The sequence below is a fragment of the Pelomonas baiyunensis genome, from assembly GCF_043555935.1.
Classification (GTDB): domain Bacteria; phylum Pseudomonadota; class Gammaproteobacteria; order Burkholderiales; family Burkholderiaceae_C; genus Pelomonas; species Pelomonas baiyunensis.
Genome location: NZ_JBIGIB010000002.1, coordinates 706239 through 729791, shown reverse-complemented (window position 1 = coordinate 729791; position 23553 = coordinate 706239). Strand labels below are relative to the sequence as shown.

Here is a 23553-nt window from a genome sequence, read left to right as displayed (position 1 = left end):
TGCCTCCCTCCATGCTTCTCGATTTCGCCAGCCTGAGCCATTACGACTGGCTCGACGTGCCCTTGTGGGTGTACGACCCCGAACAACAGCGCAACCTCTGGGCCAACGCCGCCGCCCTGCGCTTCTGGCACGCCGACAGCGCCGAAGAATTCCTCTCGCGTGATTTCTCCGAACACGGCGACGCTGTGCGTGAGCGGCTGGCCGTGACGGCGGCGGACCACGCGCTGGGCAAGATCGTGCGGGAGCAATGGACGCTCTACCCGAAAGGCGAGCCCACCACGGTGATGCTGGTGTCCCGCGGCATCCGCACCCCCGACCGGCGCCAGGTCATGCTGTTCGCGGCCGACTCGCTGGGGGGCGGTGCGGACATGGCGATGCTTCGCGGGGTGGAGGCCTTGCAGCACACGTCGGTGCGCATCGCCGTGTTCGGCTTGCACACGGGCGAACTGCTGATGCGCAACCCTGCCGCTGCCATCACCTTCGGCGATACCTTGCCCCCGGAAGGCGGCAGTGAATTCACCCGCCTGTTCGCGCATGCACACGATGCCCAGAGCATCCACGGGCGGGTGCTGCGCGGAGAAACCTGCCGGCAGGACGTGGAGTTGCAAACACTCGCCGGCGTGCGTTGGCACGCGCTGGATGCACGCCCCATGCGCGACCCGGTCACGGGCGACACGGTGCTGCTGCTCAACGCCCGAGACATCGCCGACCTCAAGGCCAGCCAGGCGGAACTGGTGGCCGCCCGCGAGGCGGCCGAAGCGGCCAGCCAGGCCAAGAGCTCATTCCTCGCCAACATGAGTCACGAGATCCGCACGCCCATGAACGGCGTGTTGGGCTTGACGGAACTCGTGTTGCAAACCGAGTTGAACGAACGCCAGCGCCGCTTCATCGCGCTGGCGCATCAGTCCGCCAAGGGGCTGATGAGCATCATCAACGACCTGCTGGACGTCGCCAAGATCGAGGCCGGTCGCATCGTCATCGAAGAGATTCCGTTCAGCTTGCACGACTGCCTGACCGAAGGCCTGCAACCGCTGCAGTTGCAAGCGCAGGAAAAGCGCATCGCGCTGCAGACCTGGGTGCAGCCGGGTGTGCCCGCGTGGCTGGTGGGTGACCCGCTGCGGCTGCGTCAGGTGCTGATCAACCTGGTGGGCAACGCGCTGAAGTTCACCGAGCACGGCGAGGTGCGCATTGAGCTGGCGCTGGCCGACAGCCGGCCGGGCGATGCGCCCTCGGTGCTGCGGCTGCGCGGGTCGGTGACGGACACCGGCATCGGCATGACCCGGGAGCAGATCAGCCTGATCTTCGACCCCTTCATGCAGGCCGACGGCAGCATCACGCGCCGCTACGGCGGCACCGGCCTGGGCCTGACCATCGTGCAGCGGCTCGTGAACCTGATGGGTGGCGAGGTGCGCGTGGAAAGCGAGCCCAGCATCGGCTCGTGCTTCAGCTTCGAGCTGGCGCTGCGGCGCATCCTCTGAGCCTCAGGGCAGCAGCACCGCGCTGCCGGTGATTTGGCGCGCCTCTAGGTCGAGGTGGGCTTGCGCCACATCGGCCAGCGCGTAACGCCGATCGATGCGGACCTGCACCTGCCCGCTGGCCACCATGCCGAACAAGTCGTCCCCCATCGCCTGCGTGGCCGCCTGGGTGGCGATGTGCGTGAACAGCGTCGGCCGCGTGATGTAGACCGAACCCTTGGCCGCCAGCATGCCGATCGCAATCGGCGGCACCGGCCCCGAGGCGGCGCCGAAGCTCGCCAACAGGCCAAACGGCGCCAGGCAGTTCAGCGAGCCCTCCCAGGTGTCGGCACCCACCGAGTCGTAAACCACCTTGACCCCGCGGCCGCCAGTGATGTCCTTGACCCGTGCGGCGAAATCCTCGGTGCGGTAGTTGATGGCGTGGACTGCCCCGTGATCCAGCGCCAGGCGGCATTTTTCGTCACTGCCCGCGGTTGCGATGAGCTTCAAGCCCAGGGCTCGCGCCCACTGGCAGGCAATCAGCCCCACGCCCCCGGCCGCCGCGTGGAACAGCACCGCGTCGCCCGGCTGCAGGCCGCCCTGGGGCAGCGTCTTGCGCAGCAGGTACTGCACGGTCAGCCCCTTGAGCATCATGGCCGCGCCGGTCTCGAAGCTGATGGCGTCCGGCAGCTTCAGCACGCACTTGGCGGGCATCACGCGGGCCGTGCAATACGCGCCCGGCGGTTGGCTCGCGTAGGCGGCCCGGTCGCCGGGTTGAAGGTGCGTCACGCCCGCGCCCACCGCCTCCACCACGCCAGCGCCTTCCATGCCCAAACGGGCCGGAAGGGGCAGCGGGTAGGCGCCGCTGCGGTGGTACACGTCAATGAAGTTGAGCCCGCAGGCCACATGCCGGATGCGAATCTCACCCGGGCCAGGCTCCCCCACATCGACGTCGATGAGCTTCAACTGCTCGGCACCACCCGGCGCCTCGATCACCACGGCCTTGTTCGTCATTGCGCGCTCCGCTTGCTGAGTGGGCTATCGTGCCACCCCTTTGCGCCCCCTGCTGCTGGTGATGACGCTGCCCTTCGGCCCCTTGCGGGTGATCCATGCCGACGACCGCCTGGTGATCGTCGACAAACCCTCGGGTTTGCTCAGCGTGCCGGGGCGCACCGAACCCGATTGCGCCAGCGCACGGGTGCAGGCGCTGTACCCTGACGCCCTGATCGTGCACCGGCTCGATCAAGCAACCTCCGGCCTTCTGCTGTTCGCGCGCGGGCCCGAGGCCCAGCGCGAGTTGAGTGCAGATTTCGCCGAGCGGCGCGTGCACAAGACCTACATCGCACTCGTGGGCGGCCAGCTGTCGGGCAGCGGTTGCATCGACCTGCCCCTGTCGGCCGACTGGCCGAACCGTCCGCGCCAGCAGGTGGACCACCTGCAGGGCAAGCCTTCGCAAACCCTTTGGCGGGCCGTGGCGTGTGATGGCGAAACCACGCGCGTGCACCTGGAGCCCATCACCGGCCGCAGCCACCAGCTGCGCGTGCACCTGGCGGCGCTGGGCCACCCCATCCTTGGCGATGCGCTCTACGCGCCGCCGGAGCTCGCGGCCGCCCGTTCGCGGCTGATGTTGCACGCCAGCGCGCTGCAAATCGCGGGTCACCATTTCCAATCCGAACCGGAGTTCTGACATGCATTTGTTCATCGTCACCGGCAGTTCCCGCGGGCTGGGCGCGGCCCTGTGCCGGCAGTTGCTGCACGCCGACCACCACGTGCTGGGCCTGGCGCGCCGCACGGACGCCACCTTGGCCACCCCGCAATGGGCCGTCGACCTGGCCGACCCCGAGCCCGTGGCCGAGCGCCTGACCGCCTGGCTGCGCACCTCGACCGGCTGGCACAGCGCGACCCTGATCAACAACGCCGCCCTGCTGGCGCCGCCGGGCCCGCTGGCCACGTCCGATCCGGCCGGGCTGGCCGCCGCCCTGCGGGTCGGCTTGGAGGCCCCCGCGCTGCTGTGCCAAGCCTTCCTCGCAGGCACTCAAGGCGTGGCCACCCGCCGCATCCTCAACGTGTCGTCCGGCCTGGGTCGACGCGCCATGGCTGGCAGCGCGGCGTACTGCGCGGTCAAGGCCGGGCTGGACCACCTCAGCCGCGCACTGGCCCTGGAAGAGCCCGAGGTGCGCATTGAAAGCCTGGCGCCCGGGGTGATCGACACCGACATGCAGGTGCAACTGCGCGGCGCCGACCCCGCGCACTTCAGCGAACAAGCCCGTTTCCAAGGTCTGAAAGACCAGGGGCTGCTGCAGTCGGCCGAGGGCGCAGCCCAGGCCATTCTTCGGCATCTCTTGCGACCTGACTTCGGAAAAACCGTCATCACCGACATCCGCGAGATCGGAAACTCCTGAAACGCGCCACCCGCTCGGTGGCCCGCTCATCCCATTGGAGATTCACGTGAAGCGCATCCTTGCCGTCACCCTGGCCGCCGTCCTTGCCCTTGCCCTGCCGGTGCAGGACGTGCAGGCCAAGCGCCTGTCGAACGGAGGCATGAAACGCAGTGTGCCCACCCAACCGGCACCGCAAACCCCGCCAGCGCAGCCCGCCGCGCCGCAACAAGCCGCACCGGCCAAGCCGGCCACACCCGCGCCTGCGGCCCCGGCCGCTGCGCCCAAGCGCTCGTGGCTGGGCCCCATTGCGGGCCTGGCGGCTGGCTTGGGCTTGGCCGCGCTGGCCAGCCACTTCGGCTTCGGCGGCGAGTTGGCCAACTTCATGACCCTGCTGCTGCTCGCGCTGGTCGCGTTCGTGGCCATCCGCTTCCTGATGCGCAAGTTCGCGGCCCCCAAGCCTGCGCTTGCGGGTGCCCCTGGCATGAGCCTGCGAGACGAGCCCGCGTGGAACGCGCCGGCGCCCGCCTCCACCGGCGGCGCCGCGCTGCCCACCCAAGCCCAGGCCGCGGGTGCCAGCCCGTTGCCGGCGGATTTCGATGCCGCAGGCTTCACGCCCCTCGCCAAGCAGGTGTTCATTCGCCTGCAAGCCGCCAACGACGCTGGCGACCAGGCCGACCTGCGCCGCTTCACCACGCCGCAGATGTTTGCCAGCATCCAGACGGAGTTGCTGCAGCGCGGCTCGCAAGCGCAGCGTACCGATGTGCTGCAACTGGACGCGGCAGTGATCGACGTCGCCACGGAAGACGGCCAGCGCATCGTGTCCGTGCGCTTCTGGGGGCTGATCCGCGAAGAGAGTGAACAAGCCGCGGCGCCGTTCGATGAAGTGTGGCACCTGGTGCAATCCGGCGACGCCTGGCTGATCGCCGGCATTCAAGCCACGGCATGACCTGTGGCACAGCGGGTTCGACCTGAGGTCGGACCCACCGAAAATGGGCGCCTGCAGCGCCCTTTTTTGCGCCTTTTTTTGCGCCCTTGGTTTTGCCTTTTTGCGCCCCTCTTTCTTGCGCCCATCGTCACTTTTTGGAAGTCGCTCCATGAACGCCCTCCGCTCCTCCTTCTGCGCCCTGAGCGCCGCCCTGTTGGCGGCTTGTGCCAGCAGCCCCACCCCCACCGCGGTGGTCGCGCCGAACGCGAACCTCGTGGTGCAAGGCATCCCGCCGGTTCCGCAGTCGCTGGCCGATTCCATCGGCCGCTACAACGACTTCCGCGGCCACAGCTTTGCCGACTGGCACCCCACCCAGCGCGAAATGCTGGTGAGCCACCGCAAGGCCGGCGGCAACACGGCGCAAATCTTCCGCGTGACGGCGCCCATGAGCGAGGGCGTGCAGTTGACCGAAGGCGCCGACCCGGTGACCCGCGCCACCTACGAGCCCCGCAGCGGCCAGTACATCGTGTTCGAACGGGCCACTGGTGGCAATGAGGTCGGGCAGCTCTACCGCCTGGCCCTGAACGCGCCAGACGCACAGCCCGTGCTGCTGACCCGCCCGGACGAGCGCAACGCCTTCAATACCTGGCTGCGCAAGAGCGGGCAGCTCATCTACTCCAGCGTGCCCATCGACCGCACGGCCCAGGGCGGCACGCGAGCACAGATCGCGACGACCCTGTGGGTGATGGACCCGCTCAAGCCCGAAGGCCGCCGCAAACTGGCGGAACTGGACGGCGGCGGCTGGTCGGCAGGCCGGCCTTCGCCGGACGAGCGCCTGATCTCGCTGACCCGCTACATCTCCGCCAACGAATCGCAGATCTGGATGCTGGACCTGGACAGCGGCGTGCCCAAGCAGGTGGCCCCGGCCGTCGGCCGGGCTGAGCCCAAGGCCACCTACGCACCGCTGGGCTGGTCGCCCGACGGCCGCCACCTGTGGATGGCCAGCGACCGCGCCGGCGAGTTCCGAGAGTTGATGAAGTTGGACCTGGCCAGCGGCCGCATGGATCGCATCAGCGCCCACATTCCGTGGGACCTGAACGGCGTCACCTTCACCGACGACGGCAGCCGCCTGGCGGCTCAGTTCAACGTCGACGGGCGCGATGAACTCCACCTGTTCGATGCGGCCACCGCGCAGGAATTGCCGCTGCCCGGCAAGCTGCCGGCCGGCAACATCGGCAGCGCGTCTTACCACCACGGGCGCGCGGAACTGGCCTTCTCGATCAGCAACGCCCAAGGCCCCAGCCAGATCTACTCGATGGCGCCCACCGGCGAAGTGCAGCAATGGACGCGTGCGGCCGCCGCCCCGGGCATGGACACCTCCGGGTTCAGCGAGCAGCAAATCATCCGCTGGAAGAGTTTTGACGGCACCTCCATCTCCGGCCTGATGACCACGCCGCCCAAGTCGTTCTCCGGCAAGCGGCCGGTGCTCATCAGCATCCACGGCGGCCCGGAGTCGCAGGCCACCGTCGGGTTCCTGGGGCGCAATGCCTACTTCGTTCAAGAGCTCGGCATGGCCGTGATCCAGCCCAACGTGCGCGGCTCCAGCGGCTACGGCAAGAGCTTCCTGGCCATGGACAACGGCTTCAAGCGGGAAGATTCGGTGAAGGACATCGGCGCCCTGCTCGACTGGATTGCCGCCCAGCCCAACCTCGACGCGTCCCGGGTGCTGGTCACGGGCGGCAGCTACGGCGGCTACATGACGCTGGCCGTGTCCACGCACTACGCCGACCGCATTGCAGGGGCCATTGACGTGGTGGGCATCTCGCACTTCGTGACCTTCCTGAACAACACGGAAAGCTACCGGCGTGACCTGCGCCGCGTGGAATACGGCGACGAACGCGACCCGGCCATGCGTGCCCACCTGGAGAAGATCTCACCGCTGACCAATGCGGCCAAGATCAAGAAGCCGCTGTTCGTGGTGCAAGGCAAGAACGACCCGCGCGTGCCTTACACGGAAGCCGAGCAGATCGTCGCCACGGTGCGCCAAGGCGGCACGCCGGTTTGGTACCTGCGCGCCGAGAACGAAGGGCACGGCTTCCAGAAGAAGGACAACCAGGACTACCAGTTCTACGCCACCGTGCTCTTCATGAAGCAAACGGTGTTGAAGTAGCCTGGGCGTAGCCCAACGGCACAGGCCAGGTCGCCGCGGTTGGCACCTGGCCTTTTTGCTGGGCAGCCCAAAGGCGAGCGGTGATCCAGCCGGCGTGGCCCACGGCCAAGGCACACGGCGGCTGCCACGTGGCGGCCCGCGCCATCAACTCGCGCAGGCACTCGCCCGGGCCAAATCCAAAGCCGTTGAAATCGGTCATCCAGGCGTCGAAAGCCGTTGGGGGAATCTGCTCCCAGCGGCAGCCATCCCAGTCGCCGAAGTCCATTTCGCGCAGCGCAGCGTCCACCCGCCAACGAAAGCCCCAACGCTGCAGCCACCGGCCCACGTCGGCGGCACGGCGAAGCGGCGACGTCACCACGTCGCGAGGCAGGCCCTGCCGTCGTGCATGGGCGCGGATGCGATGCGCGAGGCGCTTGGCCTTGCGAGGGTCCACCGGCAGGTCGGTGCGCGCACCGATACACCGCCCTGTCGCCCCGATCGGGCGCGGGTGGCGCCAGATGGTGAGCATCGCCGTCAAGCCACGCCCCTCACAGGGCAGCCGTGAAAGCCAGCAGCACGGCGATTTCCGCCAGCTGCTCGGTCGCACCCAAGCCATCGCCGGTGTAGCCGCCCACGCGCCGCTGCAGCCAATGGCGCATGCACATCGCGGCGACAGCTGCCGCGCCGGCCGCCAGCAGCAAACGCACCGCGGGCACACCCCAGGCCCACGCCGCAGCAGCCAACAGGCCGCACCAACCCAGCGCGATGACGAAGTTCCTGGGCGCCACGGCCAGTGCCAGCGGCTTGGCCTTGGCGTGGTCGATGTCGCCGCCATAGGGCAGCGTCACCATCACGCCCACCGCCGCGGCCCGAGCCCACGCATGGCTGATGACGACTGCGACGGCCGCGCCCGCCAAAGGCCGGGCGGCCAGCACCGCCAGCAAGGTGGCCCGCAGCAATAACGACAGGCCCATGGCCAAGGCCCCGTAGCTGCCGATGCGGGAGTCCTTCATGATGGTCAGCGCCTTGTCGCGCGTGACCACGCCGCCCAGCGCATCGAAGGTGTCGGCCAGCCCGTCTTCATGGAAGCCGCCGGTCAGCATCACGGTGGCTGTCAAGGCCAGCACCGCCGCCACCCACGCGGGCCAGCACTGCGCAGCGCCAATCAACACCGCAGCGCCAACAGCACCCACCAGGGCACCCACCAGCGGGAAATGCCGCACGCAGTCGTTCAACCAGGCCGGCTCGAAGCGGCTCAAGCGCACCGGCAAGCGGGTCAGGAACTGCAGGGCGACCCAGAACAGGCGCACGGCTTACTCGCGGTTGCTGACGCCCGCGCTTTCAAAGCTGGCCATGTCGGCTAGCAAGGCGCAGGCGGCCGGCAGCAGAGGCCACGCCAGTGCGGCACCGCTGCCTTCGCCCAGGCGCAAATCCAGATCCAGCAAAGGCTTCACGCCCCAATGGGCCAGCCAACGGCTGTGCGGCCCTTCCGCCGAGCGGTGCGCAAACACACAGGCCTGCAGCACGCCCGGGCACAGCGCCTGCGCCAGCGCCACGGCAGCCGTGGTGATGAAGCCGTCCACCAGCACCACGCGACGCTGGGCCGCCGCGGCAATGACGCTGCCTGCCATGGTCACGATCTCGAGCCCGCCGAGTGCGGCTGCGATGTCCAGCGGCGACTGCGCACCGGCATGGCGCTCCAGCGCCTCGCCCAACACCGCCACCTTGCGGGCCACGCCCGCATCGTCCAAGCCCGTGCCACGGCCGACGCAATCGGTCAGCGACAAGCCAGTCAAGCGCTGCATCAACAAACTGGCCGCGGAGGTGTTGCCGATGCCCATTTCACCCAGCAGGAGCGCATTGCCGGGCAGCCGCTCCACCAGGACCATGCCGTTGCGCAAGGCCTGCGTGGCCTGGTCCACCGTCATCGCCGGCCCCGCCGTCACATCGCCGGTGCCCGGGCCGATGCGCAAATCGAGTGCGCCGCGCGCGAGCGGAGCATCGACGCCGCAGTCGGCAATCGACAGCGTCAGGCCGTGCTGCCGGGCCAGCACCGACACCGCCGCGCCGCCGGCCAGCATATTGGCCACCATTTGCGGTGTGACCTCACGCGGATAAGCCGACACCCCGCGACGCGACACGCCGTGATCGGCCGCAAACACCACCAACTGCGGGTCGGCCAGCTGAGGCTTCTCCACCCCCTGAATCAGCGCGATCTGCAAAGCCAGAGATTCGATGCGCCCCAGCGCGCCGAGCGGCTTGGTTTTGTGGTCCAACAGGTGTTGCACGCGCGCGGCGAGGCCGGGCTCCGCCAGCAAAGGCAGCTCAGGAAAATTCATCATGGAGGGTCGGTGTCAGCCGACGAGATTGGCCAGGGTCAGCAGCGCCAGCAGCAGCATCCACAGCACGACGGAACGCCACACCAGGCCCACCACGCTTTGGAGGTGCCCCAGTTGCGGCAGCGCGCCGGCTGTGGACCCCGCCGCGCCGGTGGCGTCGGGCTCAGAGCCGGCGTCGAAGGTTTTGCTGCGGTCCGGCGTGATGCCCGGCGCTGCAGCACCGCCCAGTTGGAGACCCACTGCGCCTGCCGCAGACGCGAGGATGATGCCTTCGTTGGCGTGCATCCACAGCGAGGCGTCGCGGCGCCAGCCGTTCACCGCTTCTTCAAAGTTGCCGACGATGGCAAAGCCGGTTGCAGTGAGACGCGCAGGCAGGTGGTCGATGCTGCTGAACGCCTGCCGGGACAAGGCCAGCAGCTTCGGGTTGGTGGGTGCATCCAGCGTGCGGCTCTTGAACGCCCAGTAGCGCCCGGCGAACTCCGCCATGCGGTACACCACCGCCCCGGCCGGGCCGAGCCCCAGCGTCGAGCACACGACGAACCAGAAAAACACGCCAAAAACATGGCGGTGGGCGGCCAGCAGAGAGTGCTCGATCACATGCCGAATGAGCTCGGTGCGCGGCAGTTCGCTGGCGTCAAGGTGCCGCCATTCGGCCAGCAGCTGCCGCGCGGTGGCGTCGTCGCCGCGGTCCAGCGCGTCGCGGATGTCGGTGAAGTAGTGGCTGAATTGCCGGAACCCCAAGGTGAGGTACAGCACCAGCACGTCCAGTGACAGCGCCAGCAGCAGGCTGAAGTGGCGCAGCGTGAGGTAAATCGCGGCCACCACCAGCCCAGGCACCAGCACGGTGATGCACCAGACGAGCAGGGCGTGGTGTTCGTCGCCCGCGTCAAAGTTGCGCCCGGTCCAGCGCACCCAGCCGATCACCGACTGGTGGACCCGGTTGCCATGCCTGAGGGGCTTGAGTTGCTCGCACAGCAGAGCCAGCAGCACCGCAAAGAAATTCATGGGCCGGGATGATAGTGGCGCCCTCAGCCGTCGCTGAGCAGCCGGTAGAAGTTGCGCAACATCGCCGCCGTCGCGCCCCAGATGAAGTACTCGCGCTCCGGCCCAGCCCAGGGCATCGACAGGAAGCGTCGCTCCACCCCGCCGAACGAGAACTGGTGATGGCGGTGGTGGGCCGGGTTCATGAGGAACGCCAGCGGCACCTCGAACACCTCGGCGACTTCCGCCGGATCTGGTGCCAGCGTGAACGGCGGTGTCACGACACCCACGACGGGCGTGACCTGGAACGCGGTCACGGTGGCATAGATGGGCAAGGCGCCCACCACGTCGATGTGGCGACGGCTCAGACCGACCTCTTCCTCCGTCTCGCGCAGCGCCGTCTCCACCGGGCTGGCATCTTCCGGCTCGGTGCGCCCACCGGGAAAGCTGATCTGCCCGGCATGGTCGCGAAGGTGGTCGGTGCGACGAGTCAGCAGCAGTCGCAAACCGTCCGGGCGTTGAACCAACGGCATCAGCACCGCGGCCCCGGCCGGCGACCGATCGGTGAACCGGGCACCATCGCCGGTGAACTCAGGCGTCCACCCGCCCCGGTTCGCCAAGCGTTGACGGATGGCCGCCACCGTCAGCCCATCAGGCTGGACGGCTGGGAGTTGCGTGTCCACATGCGTGACCGGCGCCAACTGCGGCTGGGTGATGACAGGGCGGTTCATGCAGGACAAAAAACAAAAGCCGCCAAGAGCGATGCTCCAGGCGGCTTGTGGCGGCACAGGGCCGATGCTCCGGGCGTGGACGACGGCATGAACCGAGCGTCCACCACCTCAGGCGCGTGCTCAGGCCAGCTTTTCCTTGATGCGAGCCGACTTGCCCGAACGATCGCGGAGGTAGTACAGCTTGGCGCGACGCACATCGCCGCGGCGCTTCACTTCGATCGAAGCGATCAGCGGGCTGTACAGCTGGAACGTACGCTCCACGCCTTCGCCGCTCGACATCTTGCGAACGATGAAGCTGCTGTTCAGGCCGCGGTTGCGCTTGGCAATCACGACGCCTTCGTAGGCCTGCACGCGCTTGCGGGTGCCTTCAACGACGTTCACGCTCACGATCACGGTGTCGCCAGGGGCGAACGAGGGAATCGTCTTGTTCAGGCGAGCAATTTCTTCTTGCTCGAGGGTTTGGATCAGGTTCATCTGTACTCCTGGGATCTTGGCAGGCTGCTATTTATCGGTTGGGTTTGCAAAGCGCACCGAACGGGCCAAGCCCATCGCGCACTTCACTCAACCTGCCAGAGGACCGGACAGCCCATCAATGTAGCACGCACCTAGGGTTTCTGTCCAGTTTTGGCCAAAAACGCTTCGTCCGCTTTGGACAACCGCCCCGCCTCGCGGGCAGCGACGATCAGGTCCGGCCGCCGCGCTGCGGTGAGGGCAAGCGACTGCTCGCGGCGCCACTTGCGGATGTCAGCGTGATGGCCCGACAGCAGCACTTTGGGCACCTCGCGGCCGTCCGGCAGCACTTCGGGACGGCTGTAATGCGGGCAGTCCAGCAGCCCATCGGAGAAGCTGTCCTGCAGGTGCGACTGCGCATCGCCCAACACGCCGTCCTGCAGACGTGCCACACCATCCAGCAACGCCAGCGCGGGCAACTCGCCGCCGGACAACACAAAGTCGCCCAGGCTCAGTTCACGCGTGACATGCCGGTCCAGCACCCGCTGGTCGATGCCCTCGTAACGACCGCACAGCAAGATGGCGCCAGGCCCTTGCGCCAAGGCCAGCAGGCAGGCTTGATCGATGCGTGCACCAGTCGGCGAAAAGTGGATGACCTCGGGCGCCGCCTCGGCCCGGTCGCTGCGGATGGCCGCCAACGCACGCTCCAGCGGCTCAGCCAGCATCACCATGCCCGGGCCGCCGCCGTACGTCCGGTCGTCGACACGCCGGTACGCGTCTTCCGCGAAATCACGCAGCGGCCACAGCCGAACGTCGACCTGCTTGCTCTCAAACGCGCGGCGGGTCACGCCGTGCGTCAGGTGAGGCGCAAACAGCGCCGGGAACAGCGTGAGAACGTCAAACCGCATGACGACCGCGCGTCAGTAGTCCAGACCCCAGTCAACCCGAATCTGGCGAGCCGCCAGATCCACGCCGTCCAGGAACGCGTCCACGAACGGAATCAGTCGCTCTTGGTCAGGTTTGGCGGGTTGCTGAATGCCTGGCGGCAAGATGCGCAGGACGGCATGCGCGCCGGTGTCGATCAGGCCGATGACCTGGCCCAAGGCCTGGCCTTCGCGGTTGATGACGTCCAGGCCGATCAAATCAACCCAGTAGTACTCACCATCGCCAGCACGGGGGAAATCGGCGCGGGAGATCCAGAGTTCCCAGCCCCGCAGCGCTTCGGCCGCGTTGCGGTCTTCCACACCTTCGGCACTGGCCACGATGCCCTCGCCGTGCTCACGCACAGACAGGATCTTCAAGGTGCGCTGCCCCGGCTTGGGTCCGTCGCTCTTCAAGAACCACTGTTTGGCGTTGAACAGCGCATCCGCATCGGTGGAGTAGGCCTGGACCTTGAACCAACCCTTGATGCCCCAGGCATCCAGGATGCGGCCCACTTGGATCAAATCATCCGGCCAAGCCGAAGTGGCGCCAGAAGCAAAAGACGGCGCCGAAGCGCCGTCTTTCTGAGGCTTGTTGCCTGCCACGCTCAATCAGGCAGCGGCAGCGGGGGCCACGGCAGCAGCCTTGGCTTCGCCCACCAGGCGGGCCACGGTCGGCGACAGCTGGGCGCCGACACCGATCCAGTAGCTCACGCGGTCTTGCTGAACGCGCAGCTTTTCGGCAGCGCCGGAGGCCACGGGGTTGTAGAAACCCACGCGCTCGATGAAGCGGCCGTCACGGCGCTGGCTGCTGTTGGCCACGACGATGTTGTAGAAGGGGCGCTTCTTGGAGCCGCCACGAGCGAGACGAATGACAACCATGATGTTTCCTAAAAATTGGGCGACCACCGCACGAGGAGACACTCAAGAGCGATCAAGTCGAATGGCAGAAACCCCTGCCGGGGGAGGCACTGTAGATACGCCGCAGCCATCTGCGACCAGCGCCAAAACCCAGCATTATAAACTCGCTTGACGCCTCTGGAATAGTCCCATCTCACCATGACCTCTGCCGCTTCCGGCCCTGCCCTCACCATTCGTCCCAGCACCGACGACGACCTGGTCGCCATTCAAGCCATTTACGCCCGCGCAGTCCAACACGGCACTGGGACTTTTGAAACGGAAGTACCTACCGTGGAAGAGATGGGCCGGCGGCGCCAGGAAGTGTTGGGGCGCCAATTGCCCTGGCTGGTCGCCGAACGAGGTGGCCAAGTGCTGGGCTATGCCTATGGCAACTACTTCCGGCCGCGCATGGCCTACCGGTATTGCATTGAAGATTCGATCTACCTCGCCCCAGATGCCCAGGGGCAAGGTGTTGGCCGCTTGCTGCTGGCCGAGCTGATCGCCCGGTGCGAAGCCGCTGGGGCTCGCCAAATGCTGGCCGTGATCGGTGATGCCCAAAACGCCGGCTCCATCGGCGTTCACACCGCCTTGGGCTTTGAGCACACGGGCGTGCTGAAAAGTGCCGGATGGAAATTCGGCCGCTGGCTCGACGTGGTGCTGATGCAGCGCCCCTTGGGACGCGGCGACACCGGTGAGCCCGCATGAAACCCGTCAAGCACAAAGCCATTGCCACCTGGCTGGCGCTCGTGTTCGGCAGCCTCGGCGCCCACCGGTTTTACCTGCACGGATGGCGGGATCGCTGGGCATGGGCCTACCCGTTGCCCACGATCCTCGGCCTGATCGGCATGCAACGCATGCAGCATCTTGGTCAAGACGACCGCCTGGCCTGGGTGCTGATTCCGCTGCTGGGCGCCAGCCTGGTGGCGGCGCTCCTGAGCGGCATCGTTTACGGCCTCACCCCCGACGAGCGGTGGAACGAGCGCCACAACGGCGGACGCGAGGCCTCTGCGGGCGGCTGGCCGGCCATCATTGGCGTGGTGCTCTGCCTCTTCCTGGGCGGCACCACGCTGATGGCGACCATCGCCTTCAGCGCGCAGCGCTACTTCGAGTCACAGCTGGCTCAATAGAGCGCGAAGCTGATCCAGTAGCAGATGGCTGCCATCAACGCGGCGGCCGGGATCGTGAAGATCCAAGCCCACACGATGCTTCCAGCCACGCCCCAGCGAACCGCTGACGGGCGCTGCACAGAACCCACGCCGACGATGGCGCCGGTGATGGTGTGGGTGGTGGACACCGGCACGCCCATGGCCGTGGCGAGGAACAGCGTGATCGCCCCCCCCGTTTCGGCGCAGAAGCCGCCCACCGGCTTGAGCTTGGTGATGCGCTGGCCCATGGTCTGAACGATCCGCCAGCCGCCGAACATCGTGCCCAGACCGATGGCGACATAACAGGCCACGATGACCCAGTTCGGGGGCGCCTTATCTCCGGCGCTGACCATGCCGGCCGCGATCAACAGCATCCAGATCAGGCCGATGGTCTTCTGCGCGTCGTTGCCACCGTGCCCCAGGCTGTACAGCCCGGCCGACACCAACTGCAGACGCCGGAACCAGCGATCAATCCGCAGGGGCGATTTGCGGCGGCAAACCCAGGCCACGATCACCATCATCAGCGAGCCAAGCAAATAGCCCAACAGCGGCGAGACGATGATGAACGCCACGGTCTTGCCAATGCCCCCTGCGACCAACGCCGACGGCCCCGCCTTTGCGACCACTGCGCCGGCAATGCCGCCAATCAATGCATGGGACGAGCTGGAAGGAATGCCCCACCACCAGGTGATCGCGTTCCATGCGATCGCGCCAATCAGCGCGCCGAACACGACGTGGTGATCCACGACACCGGGCTCAACAATGCCCTTGCCAATGGTGGCCGCCACCTTCAATTGGAAAAAGGCAATCGCCACCACGTTGAAAAACGCAGCGAACAGCACAGCCTGCTGCGGCTTGAGCACACCCGTGGACACCACGGTCGCGATCGAATTGGCCGCATCGTGAAAGCCGTTCATGAAGTCGAACAGCAGGGCCAGCACCACCAGCAGTGCCACCACCCAAAAGGCAATCTCAGCGGATGCCATGGGCGGGGATCAGGAGTTCTCGAGGACGATGCCCTCGATCAGGTTGGCCACGTCCTCGCAACGGTCGGAGATCGATTCCAGCTGCTCGTAGATTGCCTTGAGCTTGATGAGCTCGCGCACGTCTTCCTGTTCGCGGAACAGGCGCGACATGGCCGCACGCATCACGCGGTCGGCGTCCGACTCGAGGCGGTCGATCTCTTCACAGGTCTTCAGCGCCGCCTCGGTGGTGGCCGGCTTGCTGAGGTTGGGCAGCAGCGTCACGGCATGCTGCACGCGCTCGCAGCAGCGCACCGACAGGGTCGCCAGTTGCAGCACCTGCTCGGGCACGGCCCGCACGTCGTACAGCGACAGCGTTTCCGACGAGTCCTGGAGCAGGTCCAGGATGTCGTCCATCGCGTTGATCAGGCTGTGAATCTGCTCGCGGTCGATGGGCGTGATGAAGGTGCGATGCAGCAGGCGATTCACTTCAGCGGTGACGCGATCGGCTGCATGCTCGGCCTTGTCGACCTCGTCGGCATGTTGCTGGCGCAGCACCGGGTCGGCGTAGTTCTCGATCATCTTCTGGAAAGCGCGCGCGCCTTCGAGGATGAACCCACCATGCTCATTGAAGAGCTCAAAAAAATTGCCCTCACGGGGCAGCAGCTTGCCAAACAACATGGCCGTCCTTGGATTTCGGGAAGGCGCGGAGTTTACCGGGCCTGTCACGAATTGTTCACGCGACCGTCATCACGCCGAACGGAACACGAAGTAGACCGCCCCCATCAAACACATCGCAGCCCAGAGAAAGTCCAGCTTCATGGGCTCGCCCATGAAGTACACGCTGAACGGAACGAACACGGCCAGCGTGATGACTTCCTGCGTGATCTTGAGCTGCGCGAGGCTGAACCCCGCCCCGTGGCCAATGCGATTGGCCGGCACTTGAAGCAGGTACTCGAACAGCGCAATGCCCCAGCTGATCAAGGCTGCGACCCACCAAGCCTTGGTCGACAGGCCTTTCAAGTGCCCGTACCACGCGAACGTCATGAAGACGTTGGACAGCAGCAGCAGCCCCACCGTCTGCCAACCTGCCACGCCAGAAAACATCGCGATTCCTTCCTCGGGTCTCAGCCCAGCAGGGGGCCGCAGCATTCAATGCGCTGCGACGCCCATGCACCGTCCGCAGGTTGCGCCCACATGCCAGGCGCCAATTCCCACAAGGGGCGCAACACGAATGCGCGTTCAGCCACCCTCGGATGAGGCAAGGTCAGGCGCGGCGTGTCCAGCGTGACGTCACCGTAGGCCAGCAGATCCAGGTCCAAGGTGCGCGGCGCGTTGCGATACGGACGCTCTCGCCCGTGCGCCAGTTCAATGCCTTGCAAGGCATCCAGCAGCGCCAAGGGCTCCAGGTCCGTGTCCAGTGCCGCGACCGCATTCAAAAAATCAGGCCCGCCGGCATCGACCGGTGCGCTGCGCCAAGCGCTGGACACCGCGGCCAGCCGCGTTTGCGGGAGCGCATCCAGTGCGCCCACCGCGCTGAGCAAGGTCTGGCGCAGATCGCCACCCAAGTTGGCCCCCAGGCCGACGTAGGCCCGCGTGCTCACTCGCCCGACGACCCGCCCGCGGGCGCGCCGCCGGCATTGCCACCACCCGCACCGGCCGGCTTGCGGCGGCGACGACGGCGCTTGCGGGCAGGCGACGCCCCGTCAGCGTCGATTTCACCGTCATCGGGTGCGCCACCGTCACCATCCGTGTCCGGCGTGCTGGAAGCTCCTTGGGACGACGCCGCCGCGCGAGGCGCACGCACAGCGCGTGGCCCGCGCTGCTGACTGGCACGCGCATCGGCCAGCAAGGCCTGACGGTCGTCGTCGCTGCCCAGCGCGAAGTCTTCCCACCAGTCCGCCAGTGCGGGGTCCACCTCGCCCACATCGGCCCGCAGGCGCAGGAAATCGAAGCCGGCCCGGTAGCGAGGCTGCTCCACCAGGCTGAACACGCCCGAACCGCTGCGGCGCTCGAAGCGGGTTTGCATCATCCAAATCTCGCGCATGTCCGCCGCGAGCTTGCCGCGACCGGAAATGTCGCCGATGCGCGCATCGAACACGCCGTCAATCGCCTGCGACAGAGCCGGCACCGGTGCCTCGCCTGCGGCGCGGGTCTGCGTCCAGCGGTCCAGCACCTCGTGCCACAACATGCAGGCCAGCATGAAGCTGGGGCTCACGCCACGCCCATCGGCCACGCGGCGATCGGTGTCTTCAAACGCCTGACGAATGAACTCGCCGCGCGTGCCAGCCGGCAGGTCCCCCTCGGGCGTCAACATCGCGTCCAGCACGGGAAACACGCCGCGAGCCAGTCCGAGTTTCTTCAGCTGCTCCAAGCTGGCCAGGCTGTGCCCGGTTTGGAGCAGCTTGATCATTTCGTCGAACAAGCGGGACGCCGGCACGTTGGCCAACAAAGCCGCCGAACTGCGGATGGGCGCGAGCGTCTTGGCCTCGACCGCAAAACCCAGCTTGGCCGCGAAACGCACCGCACGGATGATGCGCACAGGGTCTTCGCGGTAGCGGGTCTCCGGGTCGCCGATCATGCGCAGCAACTTGGCTTTGGCGTCAGCCAGCCCGCCGTGGTAATCCACCACCAAACGGCGCTGCGGGTCGTAGTACATCGCGTTGACGGTGTAGTCACGCCGAGCCGCGTCTTCCACCTGGGGGCCCCACACGTTGTCCCGCAGCACGCGGCCGCTGGCATCCACCGCATGGGACTTGCCATCGAGCGCCCCCTTGGCCGTTTTCTCGTTGCCCTGCACGGCTTCGGATTCCGTCGGCAAGGCACGGAAGGTCGACACCTCGATCACCTCGTGCTCACGCCCCCGGCCGTACACCACATGCACGATACGGAAGCGTCGGCCGATGATGAAAGCGCGGCGGAACAGGCCCTTGACCTGCTCCGGCGTGGCGTTGGTGGCGACGTCGAAGTCTTTCGGCCGCAGGCCCAGCAGCAGGTCGCGCACCGCGCCGCCCACGATATAGGCCTCGAAACCCGCGTCGGTCAACGTCTTGACGACTTTGACGGCCCGGTCGTCGAGCAGGTCCGGGTTGATGCCATGCACCTCGGCTGGCACCTCCACCCGTTGACCGAGCGGGTTGCCCTTTTTGCCGCCGGCCGTCGCCGGCTTGCCGAGCAGTTTGTCGATGAACTTCTTGATCATGCGAAGAGTTGCAACTGGGCCCACCCCCGCTCGGTGGCAATCTTGGCCAGAGAGGGGCTGGGGTTGGTGGCCACGGGGTGGCTGACCCGTTCAAGCAAGGGGAGATCGTTCGTGGAATCACTGTAAAAAGTGATCCGCTCGAAGTCCGACCATTGTGCCCCCTGCCCTTGCAGCCACGCATGGACGCGTTCGATCTTGCCCTCGCGGAAGCTTGGCACGCCGTCGATTTGACCGGTGTAGCAGCCCTGCGCGTCACGCGCGAGGTTGACGGCAATCAGGTGCTCCACGCCGAAGGCTTCGGCGATCGGCTCCGTCACGAACACGTTGGTTGCCGTGACGATGGCCATCAAGTCGCCGGCCGCACGATGCTGCTCGATCAAGGCCTTGGCCTGGGGTTGCAGCGCCGGCCGCATCACCTCGGCCATGAAACGCTCGCGCATCGCCAACGCCTCGGCCAACGGTCGCGCACGCCAGGCCGAGGTGGCGAAGTCGATGTAGGCCGGCAGGTTCAGGGTGCCGGCGTTGTACTGGGCGAAGAACTCATCGTTGCGTGCCCCCCAGGCCTCGCGGTCCACCCAGCCCACGTCGACCATGAAGCCACCGAAGGCATGGTCGGAATCCATCGGGATGAGCGTCCCGTCCAGGTCAAACAGTGTCAGGTTCATCAGGGTCCGCTTCCATCTTTTCATCGGCCAGCATGGCCTTCAACAGGGGCAGCGTGAGCGCCCGCTTGTTGGCCAGGGCGAAGGCATCCAGCCGCTCCAGCAGGGCCATCAGGCCTTTGAGGTTTCTCTCGAATCGGGTGAGCAGGTACGACAGCACATCGTCGCCCAGCAGCAAGCCACGGCGATCGGCCTCCCGCCGCAATGCGGCGCGCATTTCGGCTTCCCGCAGCGGCTCCAGGGCGAAGCTCGGCCCCCAACCCAGGCGCGTGCGCAGGTCTTCGCGCAGCGGCAGGTCCACGGCTGGCGCGTCCGCCGTGGCCACGACGTTGTAGCCCTGCCCCGCCGAGGCCACGAACAACGCGAACGCTGCGTGCTGCTGCCCGGCATCGAAACGCTGGCAGTCATCCAGCAGCAGCAAGCTTTCGTGGGCCGGCAGCTCCCAGGGCAACGGCGTGTCGGCGTCGTACCAGGCCACACGCTGGCCGGCGGCTTGCCAACGCTCAGCCAGGCCCTGCAGCAGATGCGTCTTGCCGGAGCCGGTAGGCCCCCACAGCAACACCGGCGGGTCACCCGGCGCCAGGCCGAGCAGGTAGGCCACGGCCTCGGCGTTTGCGCCGGGCAGGAAATTCTCAAAGCTATGAGCGGGTGGCGCGAGCAGCGCCAAAGGAATCTGCCGCATGCAGGATCAATGGAACAAGGAGCTTTGCAGATAGGCCCGGTGCATGCGGCGCACGGCCACAGCCGCGACAGCGGACAGGGGCAAGGCCACCAACACGCCCACGAAGCCGAGCAGATGACCGAAGGCCAGCAAGGCGAAGATCACCATCAAGGGGCTCATGCCGATGCGTTCGCCCACGAAGCGCGGCGTGAGCACGAAACTTTCCAGCAACTGCCCCACACCGAACACCACCGCCACCGCGGCCAGGCCGTACACGCTGGCGAACTGCAACATGCCGGCCAGCAGCGCCAGCACCAAGCCCAGACCAAACCCCAGGTAGGGAATGAACACCGCCAGACCGGTGAACACGCCAATCGGCAAGGCGAGATCGAACCCCGCGAGCATCAGCCCCGCGCTGTAGTACACCGCCAGCGCCACCATCACCAGCAACTGGCCCCGCAGGTACTGCCCAAGCGTCGCGTCGCACTCGCCCAGAAAGCTTTCCACGGACTCCCGTGCCGACGTCGGCACCAGTGCGCGGCCGCGCGCCGTCAGCACGGGCCAGTCGTGCAGCAGGTAGAACAACACCACGGGCAGCAGCACGGCATTGCCCACCAGGGCCAGAACGAAGCTCCCGCCAATGCGGGCCGAGCTGAGCGCCGTAGCCAGCCAGTCTTCAAAGTTCGCATCCAGGTACTTCAACACGAAGGCCTTGATGCTGGCCGGGTCCAGCTGCAGGTTCACGCCATGCTGCTGCAGCCAAGGGGCCAGCTTGTCGTTGGACAACTTGGCCAGCGCTGGAATCTGCTCCCGCAGCGCCGGCAACTCCTTGCTCAGAATGGGCAGCACCAGCAACACCAAGGCCAGCAGCGCCGCGACGAACAGCAGCTCGACCAACACCACCGCCACCGTGCGGGGCACCCGGCGGTCAGCCAGCGCTTGAACGGCCGGTGCGAGTGCATAGGCCATGACGACCGCCGCGATGAACGGGGCCAGCACCGGCGCCAGCAGCCACAGCAGCAGCGCCAGAGCCACGGCCACGCCACCCCAGGCCAAGGCCGCACGTTGGGTTTTGCTGAGGGTCATGACACAAAGGTCCAATAAATCGGCATCGCAGGTCTGCGCTGGCGCATCCGGCCGCTGACGTCGAAAGGGCAAGGGGCGCGCATTGTCACTGAAGCGCCTGGGGCGGCCTGCGGCGCAGTGCGGCAAGTCGCGAACGGATGTCCTCGGCATCGGCCGCATCGGCCCGCTGCTGCAGGTAGACCCCGAAATCGTCGGCCGCCGCCTGCATGTCGCCCACCTGCTCCAGCAACCCACCGCGCTCGCGCCGTTCGACCGGGTCGTCCGGCAACAGGCACACCAGCCGATGCTGCACCGCCAGTTGACGCGGCATGTCGCCCGCCGCGCGGTGCACTTCCCGAAGGTTGCGCAGCATGCGAGCCAGGATCTGCCGAGGCGCCGCTGGCCGCAGGAAAAACTCCAGCGGCAAATCCAGATCGGCCGGCCATTGGCTCGCCCGGCGGTACACCGCCAGCCGCTCATCCAGGCGGCTGGTGGACAGCTCATCGCCCGTGAAGGGGTCGATCACCACCTCCCCCAGCCCCATCCGAACTTTCACCAAAAAATGGCCGGGAAAAGCCACGCCGGATGCACGCAGCCCCGCTTGCTCGGCCAATTCCAGCAGCAACACGCCCAGGGTGATCGGAATGCCGCGTCGGGTGACCAACACCCGATGCACGTAGCTGTTCTCGGCGGCGTAGTAATCGTTGAGGTTGCCGGCGAATCCCAATTCCCCGTGGAAGAACTGCAGGAGCAGGCGCAGGCGCTCGGCCGGCACGGTGTCAGGCGTCAGGCGGCGCCGCAGACGCAGGCTCAGTGCATCGACCTCAGCCAGCACCGACTGAACATCCAGATCCGGCTGCTCGTCCTGCGCCAGGCTGATGGCCGCTTCCAGCAGGTTGAGGCTGCCGTCGTCCGCCACGAGGCTGGCGAAATACTCCAACGGCGATGGCGCGGCGAATTGCATCAGCTCGGCCGCCCCAGGGCCTTGGGGCGCAACCCCACCAGGAACAGCACACCGAAGTACACCGCTGCGCTCAAACCCAAGCTCCCAGCCATCCACAGGCAGCGGATGACCTCATGCTGGCCCAGCCCGATCCAGTCCAGCCGCAGCGACAGCTGCCACTGCACCACGCCCATGGCCACGCAGGCACTGACGCTGCGCAGCGCGAACCCCCACCAACCCGGCTCGGGACGGTAGCTGCCCAGGCGCTGAAGCCCGCGCAACAACCAGGTCGCGTTCACCAGCGCCCCCACGCCGATCGACAGCGCCAAACCCGCCACACCGAACCACGGCACAAAGGCCAGGTTCAGGGCTTGGGTCAGCAAAAGCACGCCAACGGCAATCTTGGCCGGCGTGCCCGTGTCCTGGCGGGCGTAAAAACCTGGCGCCAGCACCTTGACGGCAATCAAGCCGAGCAAGCCCACACCCCAGCCCATCACCGATTGCGCGGTGTGCGCCACGTCTTGCGCGGTGAACGCGCCGCGGTGGTAGAGCACAGCCGTCAGCGGCTGAGCAAACACCAGCAACGCCACCGCACAGGGCAAGGCCAGCAACATCACCATGCGCAGGCCCCAATCCAGCAAACGGCTGTAGCGCTCAGTCTGACCCGCGGCCTGGGCTGCCGAGAGCTGTGGCGTCAGCACCGCACTGAGTGCCACGCCGAGCAGACCAATCGGAAACTCCATCAAGCGGTCGGCGTAATTGAGCCAGGAGGTGGCCCCCTCCCCCAGATTGCTGGAAATCTGCGTGTTGATCATCAGAGACAACTGAGACACACCCACCCCGAGCAACGCGGGGCCCATGGCCACCAACATGCGCCCCACCCCAGGATGCGCCCGCGAGTTCTGAAAGGTTTGCCAGCGCAACGACATGCGCGGGCGCATTCCAATGCTGGCCAGCGCCGGCCATTGCACGGCCAGTTGCAGCACCCCGCCCAGCATCACCCCGGCCGCCATGCCGTAGATGCCCGGCCAACCCGCGCGCTCCAACGGCCCCACCAGCGTCCAGCCGCAGGCGATCATGCTCAAGTTCAGCAGCACGGGCGACGCCGCCGGCACCACGAAACGGCGCCAGGTGTTCAGGATGCCGGCCGACAAGGCCACCAGCGACATGCAGCCGATGTACGGAAACATGAACCGCGTCATGACCACTGACGCATCAAAGGCCCGGGTCGGCAGCCCGGCACCCAGCAGCCACACCAGCAGCGGTGCGGCCAAGATGCCCACCACCGTGGTGGCTAGCAGCGCCCACAACAGCACGGTCGCCACAGCATCCACCAGCCGGTGCGTGGCCTCGTCGCCGTCAGTCGCGCGGCTCGCGGCCAGCAGCGGCACGAAGGCCTGGGAGAAGGCCCCTTCCGCAAACAGACGGCGCAGCAGGTTCGGAATTCGGAATGCCACCAAGAAGGCGTCCGTCATGCCCGTGGCGCCGAAAAGCCCGGCCGTCAGCTGTTCTCGAATCAATCCGGTGATGCGCGACGCCAGGGTCAAAAGAGAAATGGTGGAGGCGGCGCGCAACAGATTCATGCAGGGGATTATCTGTGGCGCCCCTTGACGCATCAGTGCAACTCACCCAAGCTATTGGCCAAATTCAATAACGCGTGCTACACTCGCTGTCTTTGCACCA

27 protein-coding genes are annotated in these 23553 nt (G+C 66.9%); 7 read left to right on the top strand and 20 right to left on the bottom strand.

Features of this window, described 5'->3' with window-relative positions; translation table 11 throughout:
- Positions 1–11 precede the first annotated feature (11 nt).
- Positions 12–1478, top strand: a complete 1467-nt coding sequence (locus ACG01O_RS09735; RefSeq protein WP_394383928.1) for a hybrid sensor histidine kinase/response regulator — start codon at positions 12–14, stop codon at positions 1476–1478.
- Between the two features lie 3 nt (positions 1479–1481).
- Here the strand turns inward: ACG01O_RS09735 and ACG01O_RS09730 are convergent, their stop codons facing one another.
- The gene (locus ACG01O_RS09730; protein WP_394383926.1) at positions 1482–2468 is read right to left on the bottom strand and encodes a quinone oxidoreductase family protein; all 987 of its coding nucleotides are present in this window, start codon (positions 2466–2468) and stop codon (positions 1482–1484) included.
- 61 nt (positions 2469–2529) lie between these two features.
- Between ACG01O_RS09730 and ACG01O_RS09725 the strand changes: the two genes are divergently transcribed.
- The 4 genes from ACG01O_RS09725 to ACG01O_RS09710 all read left to right on the top strand — a co-directional run bounded on the left by ACG01O_RS09725 (position 2530) and on the right by ACG01O_RS09710 (position 6930).
- Positions 2530–3141: an RluA family pseudouridine synthase gene (locus tag ACG01O_RS09725; RefSeq protein ID WP_394383924.1), complete on the top strand. Its 612-nt coding sequence runs from the start codon at positions 2530–2532 to the stop codon at positions 3139–3141.
- 1 nt (position 3142) lies between these two features.
- Positions 3143–3856 carry an SDR family NAD(P)-dependent oxidoreductase gene (locus ACG01O_RS09720; RefSeq protein WP_394383922.1) on the top strand — a complete coding sequence of 238 codons (714 nt, stop codon included), beginning with the start codon at positions 3143–3145 and terminating at the stop codon, positions 3854–3856.
- A 46-nt stretch (positions 3857–3902) separates the two neighbouring features.
- Positions 3903–4781 (top strand): Tim44 domain-containing protein, encoded by an 879-nt coding sequence (locus ACG01O_RS09715; RefSeq protein WP_394383920.1) that lies wholly within the window; start codon positions 3903–3905, stop codon positions 4779–4781.
- Between the two features lie 148 nt (positions 4782–4929).
- Positions 4930–6930 carry a S9 family peptidase gene (locus ACG01O_RS09710; RefSeq protein WP_394383919.1) on the top strand — a complete coding sequence of 667 codons (2001 nt, stop codon included), beginning with the start codon at positions 4930–4932 and terminating at the stop codon, positions 6928–6930.
- Here the strand turns inward: ACG01O_RS09710 and ACG01O_RS09705 are convergent.
- The 9 genes from ACG01O_RS09705 to rpsP all read right to left on the bottom strand — a co-directional run bounded on the left by ACG01O_RS09705 (position 6905) and on the right by rpsP (position 13212).
- Complete coding sequence (locus tag ACG01O_RS09705; RefSeq protein WP_394383917.1) at positions 6905–7438, bottom strand: histidine phosphatase family protein; 534 nt, start codon at positions 7436–7438, stop codon at positions 6905–6907. The two genes, ACG01O_RS09710 and ACG01O_RS09705, sit on opposite strands and share 26 nt — an antisense overlap.
- 19 nt (positions 7439–7457) lie before the next feature.
- Positions 7458–8219 (bottom strand): adenosylcobinamide-GDP ribazoletransferase, encoded by a 762-nt coding sequence (cobS, locus tag ACG01O_RS09700; protein ID WP_394383915.1) that lies wholly within the window; start codon positions 8217–8219, stop codon positions 7458–7460.
- Positions 8220–8222: 3 nt separating this feature from the next.
- The gene (gene cobT, locus ACG01O_RS09695; RefSeq protein WP_394383913.1) at positions 8223–9251 is read right to left on the bottom strand and encodes a nicotinate-nucleotide--dimethylbenzimidazole phosphoribosyltransferase; all 1029 of its coding nucleotides are present in this window, start codon (positions 9249–9251) and stop codon (positions 8223–8225) included.
- Between the two features lie 12 nt (positions 9252–9263).
- Positions 9264–10253, bottom strand: coding sequence for a CobD/CbiB family protein (locus ACG01O_RS09690; protein WP_394383911.1), 990 nt, complete (start codon positions 10251–10253; stop codon positions 9264–9266).
- Between the two features lie 23 nt (positions 10254–10276).
- Positions 10277–10960: a CoA pyrophosphatase gene (locus ACG01O_RS09685; protein WP_394383909.1), complete on the bottom strand. Its 684-nt coding sequence runs from the start codon at positions 10958–10960 to the stop codon at positions 10277–10279.
- 120 nt (positions 10961–11080) lie between these two features.
- On the bottom strand, positions 11081–11434 hold the full coding sequence (rplS, locus tag ACG01O_RS09680; RefSeq protein WP_394383907.1) for a 50S ribosomal protein L19: 354 nt from the start codon (positions 11432–11434) through the stop codon (positions 11081–11083).
- 131 nt (positions 11435–11565) lie between these two features.
- Entirely contained in the window at positions 11566–12318 is a 753-nt protein-coding gene (gene trmD, locus ACG01O_RS09675; RefSeq protein WP_394383905.1) for a tRNA (guanosine(37)-N1)-methyltransferase TrmD, read from the bottom strand.
- A gap of 12 nt (positions 12319–12330) precedes the next feature.
- Positions 12331–12846: a ribosome maturation factor RimM gene (gene rimM, locus ACG01O_RS09670; RefSeq protein WP_394383903.1), complete on the bottom strand. Its 516-nt coding sequence runs from the start codon at positions 12844–12846 to the stop codon at positions 12331–12333.
- A gap of 96 nt (positions 12847–12942) precedes the next feature.
- Positions 12943–13212: a 30S ribosomal protein S16 gene (gene rpsP / locus ACG01O_RS09665; RefSeq protein WP_394383902.1), complete on the bottom strand. Its 270-nt coding sequence runs from the start codon at positions 13210–13212 to the stop codon at positions 12943–12945.
- 177 nt (positions 13213–13389) lie between these two features.
- Between rpsP and ACG01O_RS09660 the strand changes: the two genes are divergently transcribed.
- Both ACG01O_RS09660 and ACG01O_RS09655 read left to right on the top strand, forming a co-directional pair.
- Positions 13390–13935 (top strand): GNAT family N-acetyltransferase, encoded by a 546-nt coding sequence (locus ACG01O_RS09660; protein WP_394383900.1) that lies wholly within the window; start codon positions 13390–13392, stop codon positions 13933–13935.
- Complete coding sequence (locus ACG01O_RS09655; RefSeq protein ID WP_394383897.1) at positions 13932–14357, top strand: NINE protein; 426 nt, start codon at positions 13932–13934, stop codon at positions 14355–14357. Before ACG01O_RS09660 ends, ACG01O_RS09655 begins: the two co-directional genes overlap by 4 nt.
- On the opposite strand, the gene ACG01O_RS09650 is transcribed toward ACG01O_RS09655, so the two are convergent.
- From ACG01O_RS09650 to murJ, 10 genes are all read right to left on the bottom strand, one after another.
- Positions 14351–15361 (bottom strand): inorganic phosphate transporter, encoded by a 1011-nt coding sequence (locus ACG01O_RS09650; protein ID WP_394383895.1) that lies wholly within the window; start codon positions 15359–15361, stop codon positions 14351–14353. The two genes, ACG01O_RS09655 and ACG01O_RS09650, sit on opposite strands and share 7 nt — an antisense overlap.
- A 9-nt stretch (positions 15362–15370) precedes the next feature.
- Positions 15371–16018: a DUF47 domain-containing protein gene (locus ACG01O_RS09645; protein ID WP_394383893.1), complete on the bottom strand. Its 648-nt coding sequence runs from the start codon at positions 16016–16018 to the stop codon at positions 15371–15373.
- 69 nt (positions 16019–16087) lie between these two features.
- Positions 16088–16444, bottom strand: coding sequence for a DMT family protein (locus ACG01O_RS09640; RefSeq protein ID WP_394383892.1), 357 nt, complete (start codon positions 16442–16444; stop codon positions 16088–16090).
- A gap of 20 nt (positions 16445–16464) precedes the next feature.
- Entirely contained in the window at positions 16465–16941 is a 477-nt protein-coding gene (gene folK / locus ACG01O_RS09635) for a 2-amino-4-hydroxy-6-hydroxymethyldihydropteridine diphosphokinase (protein WP_394383890.1), read from the bottom strand.
- Positions 16938–18539, bottom strand: coding sequence for a polynucleotide adenylyltransferase PcnB (gene pcnB / locus ACG01O_RS09630; RefSeq protein WP_394383888.1), 1602 nt, complete (start codon positions 18537–18539; stop codon positions 16938–16940). The genes folK and pcnB overlap by 4 nt, the downstream gene beginning before the upstream one ends.
- Entirely contained in the window at positions 18536–19204 is a 669-nt protein-coding gene (locus tag ACG01O_RS09625) for a histidinol-phosphatase (RefSeq protein ID WP_394383887.1), read from the bottom strand. Before ACG01O_RS09625 ends, pcnB begins: the two co-directional genes overlap by 4 nt.
- Positions 19185–19883 carry an HdaA/DnaA family protein gene (locus ACG01O_RS09620; RefSeq protein ID WP_394383885.1) on the bottom strand — a complete coding sequence of 233 codons (699 nt, stop codon included), beginning with the start codon at positions 19881–19883 and terminating at the stop codon, positions 19185–19187. The genes ACG01O_RS09625 and ACG01O_RS09620 overlap by 20 nt, the downstream gene beginning before the upstream one ends.
- Positions 19884–19889: 6 nt before the next feature.
- Positions 19890–20948 (bottom strand): AI-2E family transporter, encoded by a 1059-nt coding sequence (locus tag ACG01O_RS09615; protein ID WP_394383884.1) that lies wholly within the window; start codon positions 20946–20948, stop codon positions 19890–19892.
- A gap of 85 nt (positions 20949–21033) precedes the next feature.
- Positions 21034–21891, bottom strand: a complete 858-nt coding sequence (locus tag ACG01O_RS09610) for a SirB1 family protein (protein ID WP_394383882.1) — start codon at positions 21889–21891, stop codon at positions 21034–21036.
- Positions 21891–23453: a murein biosynthesis integral membrane protein MurJ gene (gene murJ, locus ACG01O_RS09605; protein WP_394383880.1), complete on the bottom strand. Its 1563-nt coding sequence runs from the start codon at positions 23451–23453 to the stop codon at positions 21891–21893. Before murJ ends, ACG01O_RS09610 begins: the two co-directional genes overlap by 1 nt.
- Between the last annotated feature and the right edge of the window lie 100 nt (positions 23454–23553).

What these genes read in the sequence shown, in the direction of transcription:
- ACG01O_RS09615 (WP_394383884.1), bottom strand. Translation starts at nt 20,948, where the DNA reads ATGACCCTCAGCAAAACCCAACGTGCGGCCTTGGCCTGGGGTGGCGTG.
- murJ (WP_394383880.1), bottom strand. Translation starts at nt 23,453, where the DNA reads ATGAATCTGTTGCGCGCCGCCTCCACCATTTCTCTTTTGACCCTGGCG.
- rpsP (WP_394383902.1), bottom strand. Translation starts at nt 13,212, where the DNA reads ATGGTTGTCATTCGTCTCGCTCGTGGCGGCTCCAAGAAGCGCCCCTTC.
- ACG01O_RS09650 (WP_394383895.1), bottom strand. Translation starts at nt 15,361, where the DNA reads ATGGCATCCGCTGAGATTGCCTTTTGGGTGGTGGCACTGCTGGTGGTG.
- ACG01O_RS09735 (WP_394383928.1), top strand. Translation starts at nt 12, where the DNA reads ATGCTTCTCGATTTCGCCAGCCTGAGCCATTACGACTGGCTCGACGTG.
- rplS (WP_394383907.1), bottom strand. Translation starts at nt 11,434, where the DNA reads ATGAACCTGATCCAAACCCTCGAGCAAGAAGAAATTGCTCGCCTGAAC.
- ACG01O_RS09725 (WP_394383924.1), top strand. Translation starts at nt 2,530, where the DNA reads ATGACGCTGCCCTTCGGCCCCTTGCGGGTGATCCATGCCGACGACCGC.
- ACG01O_RS09690 (WP_394383911.1), bottom strand. Translation starts at nt 10,253, where the DNA reads ATGAATTTCTTTGCGGTGCTGCTGGCTCTGCTGTGCGAGCAACTCAAG.
- pcnB (WP_394383888.1), bottom strand. Translation starts at nt 18,539, where the DNA reads ATGATCAAGAAGTTCATCGACAAACTGCTCGGCAAGCCGGCGACGGCC.
- ACG01O_RS09710 (WP_394383919.1), top strand. Translation starts at nt 4,930, where the DNA reads ATGAACGCCCTCCGCTCCTCCTTCTGCGCCCTGAGCGCCGCCCTGTTG.
- trmD (WP_394383905.1), bottom strand. Translation starts at nt 12,318, where the DNA reads ATGCGGTTTGACGTTCTCACGCTGTTCCCGGCGCTGTTTGCGCCTCAC.
- ACG01O_RS09655 (WP_394383897.1), top strand. Translation starts at nt 13,932, where the DNA reads ATGAAACCCGTCAAGCACAAAGCCATTGCCACCTGGCTGGCGCTCGTG.
- ACG01O_RS09705 (WP_394383917.1), bottom strand. Translation starts at nt 7,438, where the DNA reads ATGCTCACCATCTGGCGCCACCCGCGCCCGATCGGGGCGACAGGGCGG.
- ACG01O_RS09660 (WP_394383900.1), top strand. Translation starts at nt 13,390, where the DNA reads ATGACCTCTGCCGCTTCCGGCCCTGCCCTCACCATTCGTCCCAGCACC.
- ACG01O_RS09720 (WP_394383922.1), top strand. Translation starts at nt 3,143, where the DNA reads ATGCATTTGTTCATCGTCACCGGCAGTTCCCGCGGGCTGGGCGCGGCC.
- ACG01O_RS09640 (WP_394383892.1), bottom strand. Translation starts at nt 16,444, where the DNA reads ATGTTTTCTGGCGTGGCAGGTTGGCAGACGGTGGGGCTGCTGCTGCTG.
- ACG01O_RS09730 (WP_394383926.1), bottom strand. Translation starts at nt 2,468, where the DNA reads ATGACGAACAAGGCCGTGGTGATCGAGGCGCCGGGTGGTGCCGAGCAG.
- ACG01O_RS09625 (WP_394383887.1), bottom strand. Translation starts at nt 19,204, where the DNA reads ATGAACCTGACACTGTTTGACCTGGACGGGACGCTCATCCCGATGGAT.
- ACG01O_RS09685 (WP_394383909.1), bottom strand. Translation starts at nt 10,960, where the DNA reads ATGAACCGCCCTGTCATCACCCAGCCGCAGTTGGCGCCGGTCACGCAT.
- ACG01O_RS09610 (WP_394383882.1), bottom strand. Translation starts at nt 21,891, where the DNA reads ATGCAATTCGCCGCGCCATCGCCGTTGGAGTATTTCGCCAGCCTCGTG.
- ACG01O_RS09620 (WP_394383885.1), bottom strand. Translation starts at nt 19,883, where the DNA reads ATGCGGCAGATTCCTTTGGCGCTGCTCGCGCCACCCGCTCATAGCTTT.
- cobT (WP_394383913.1), bottom strand. Translation starts at nt 9,251, where the DNA reads ATGATGAATTTTCCTGAGCTGCCTTTGCTGGCGGAGCCCGGCCTCGCC.
- ACG01O_RS09645 (WP_394383893.1), bottom strand. Translation starts at nt 16,018, where the DNA reads ATGTTGTTTGGCAAGCTGCTGCCCCGTGAGGGCAATTTTTTTGAGCTC.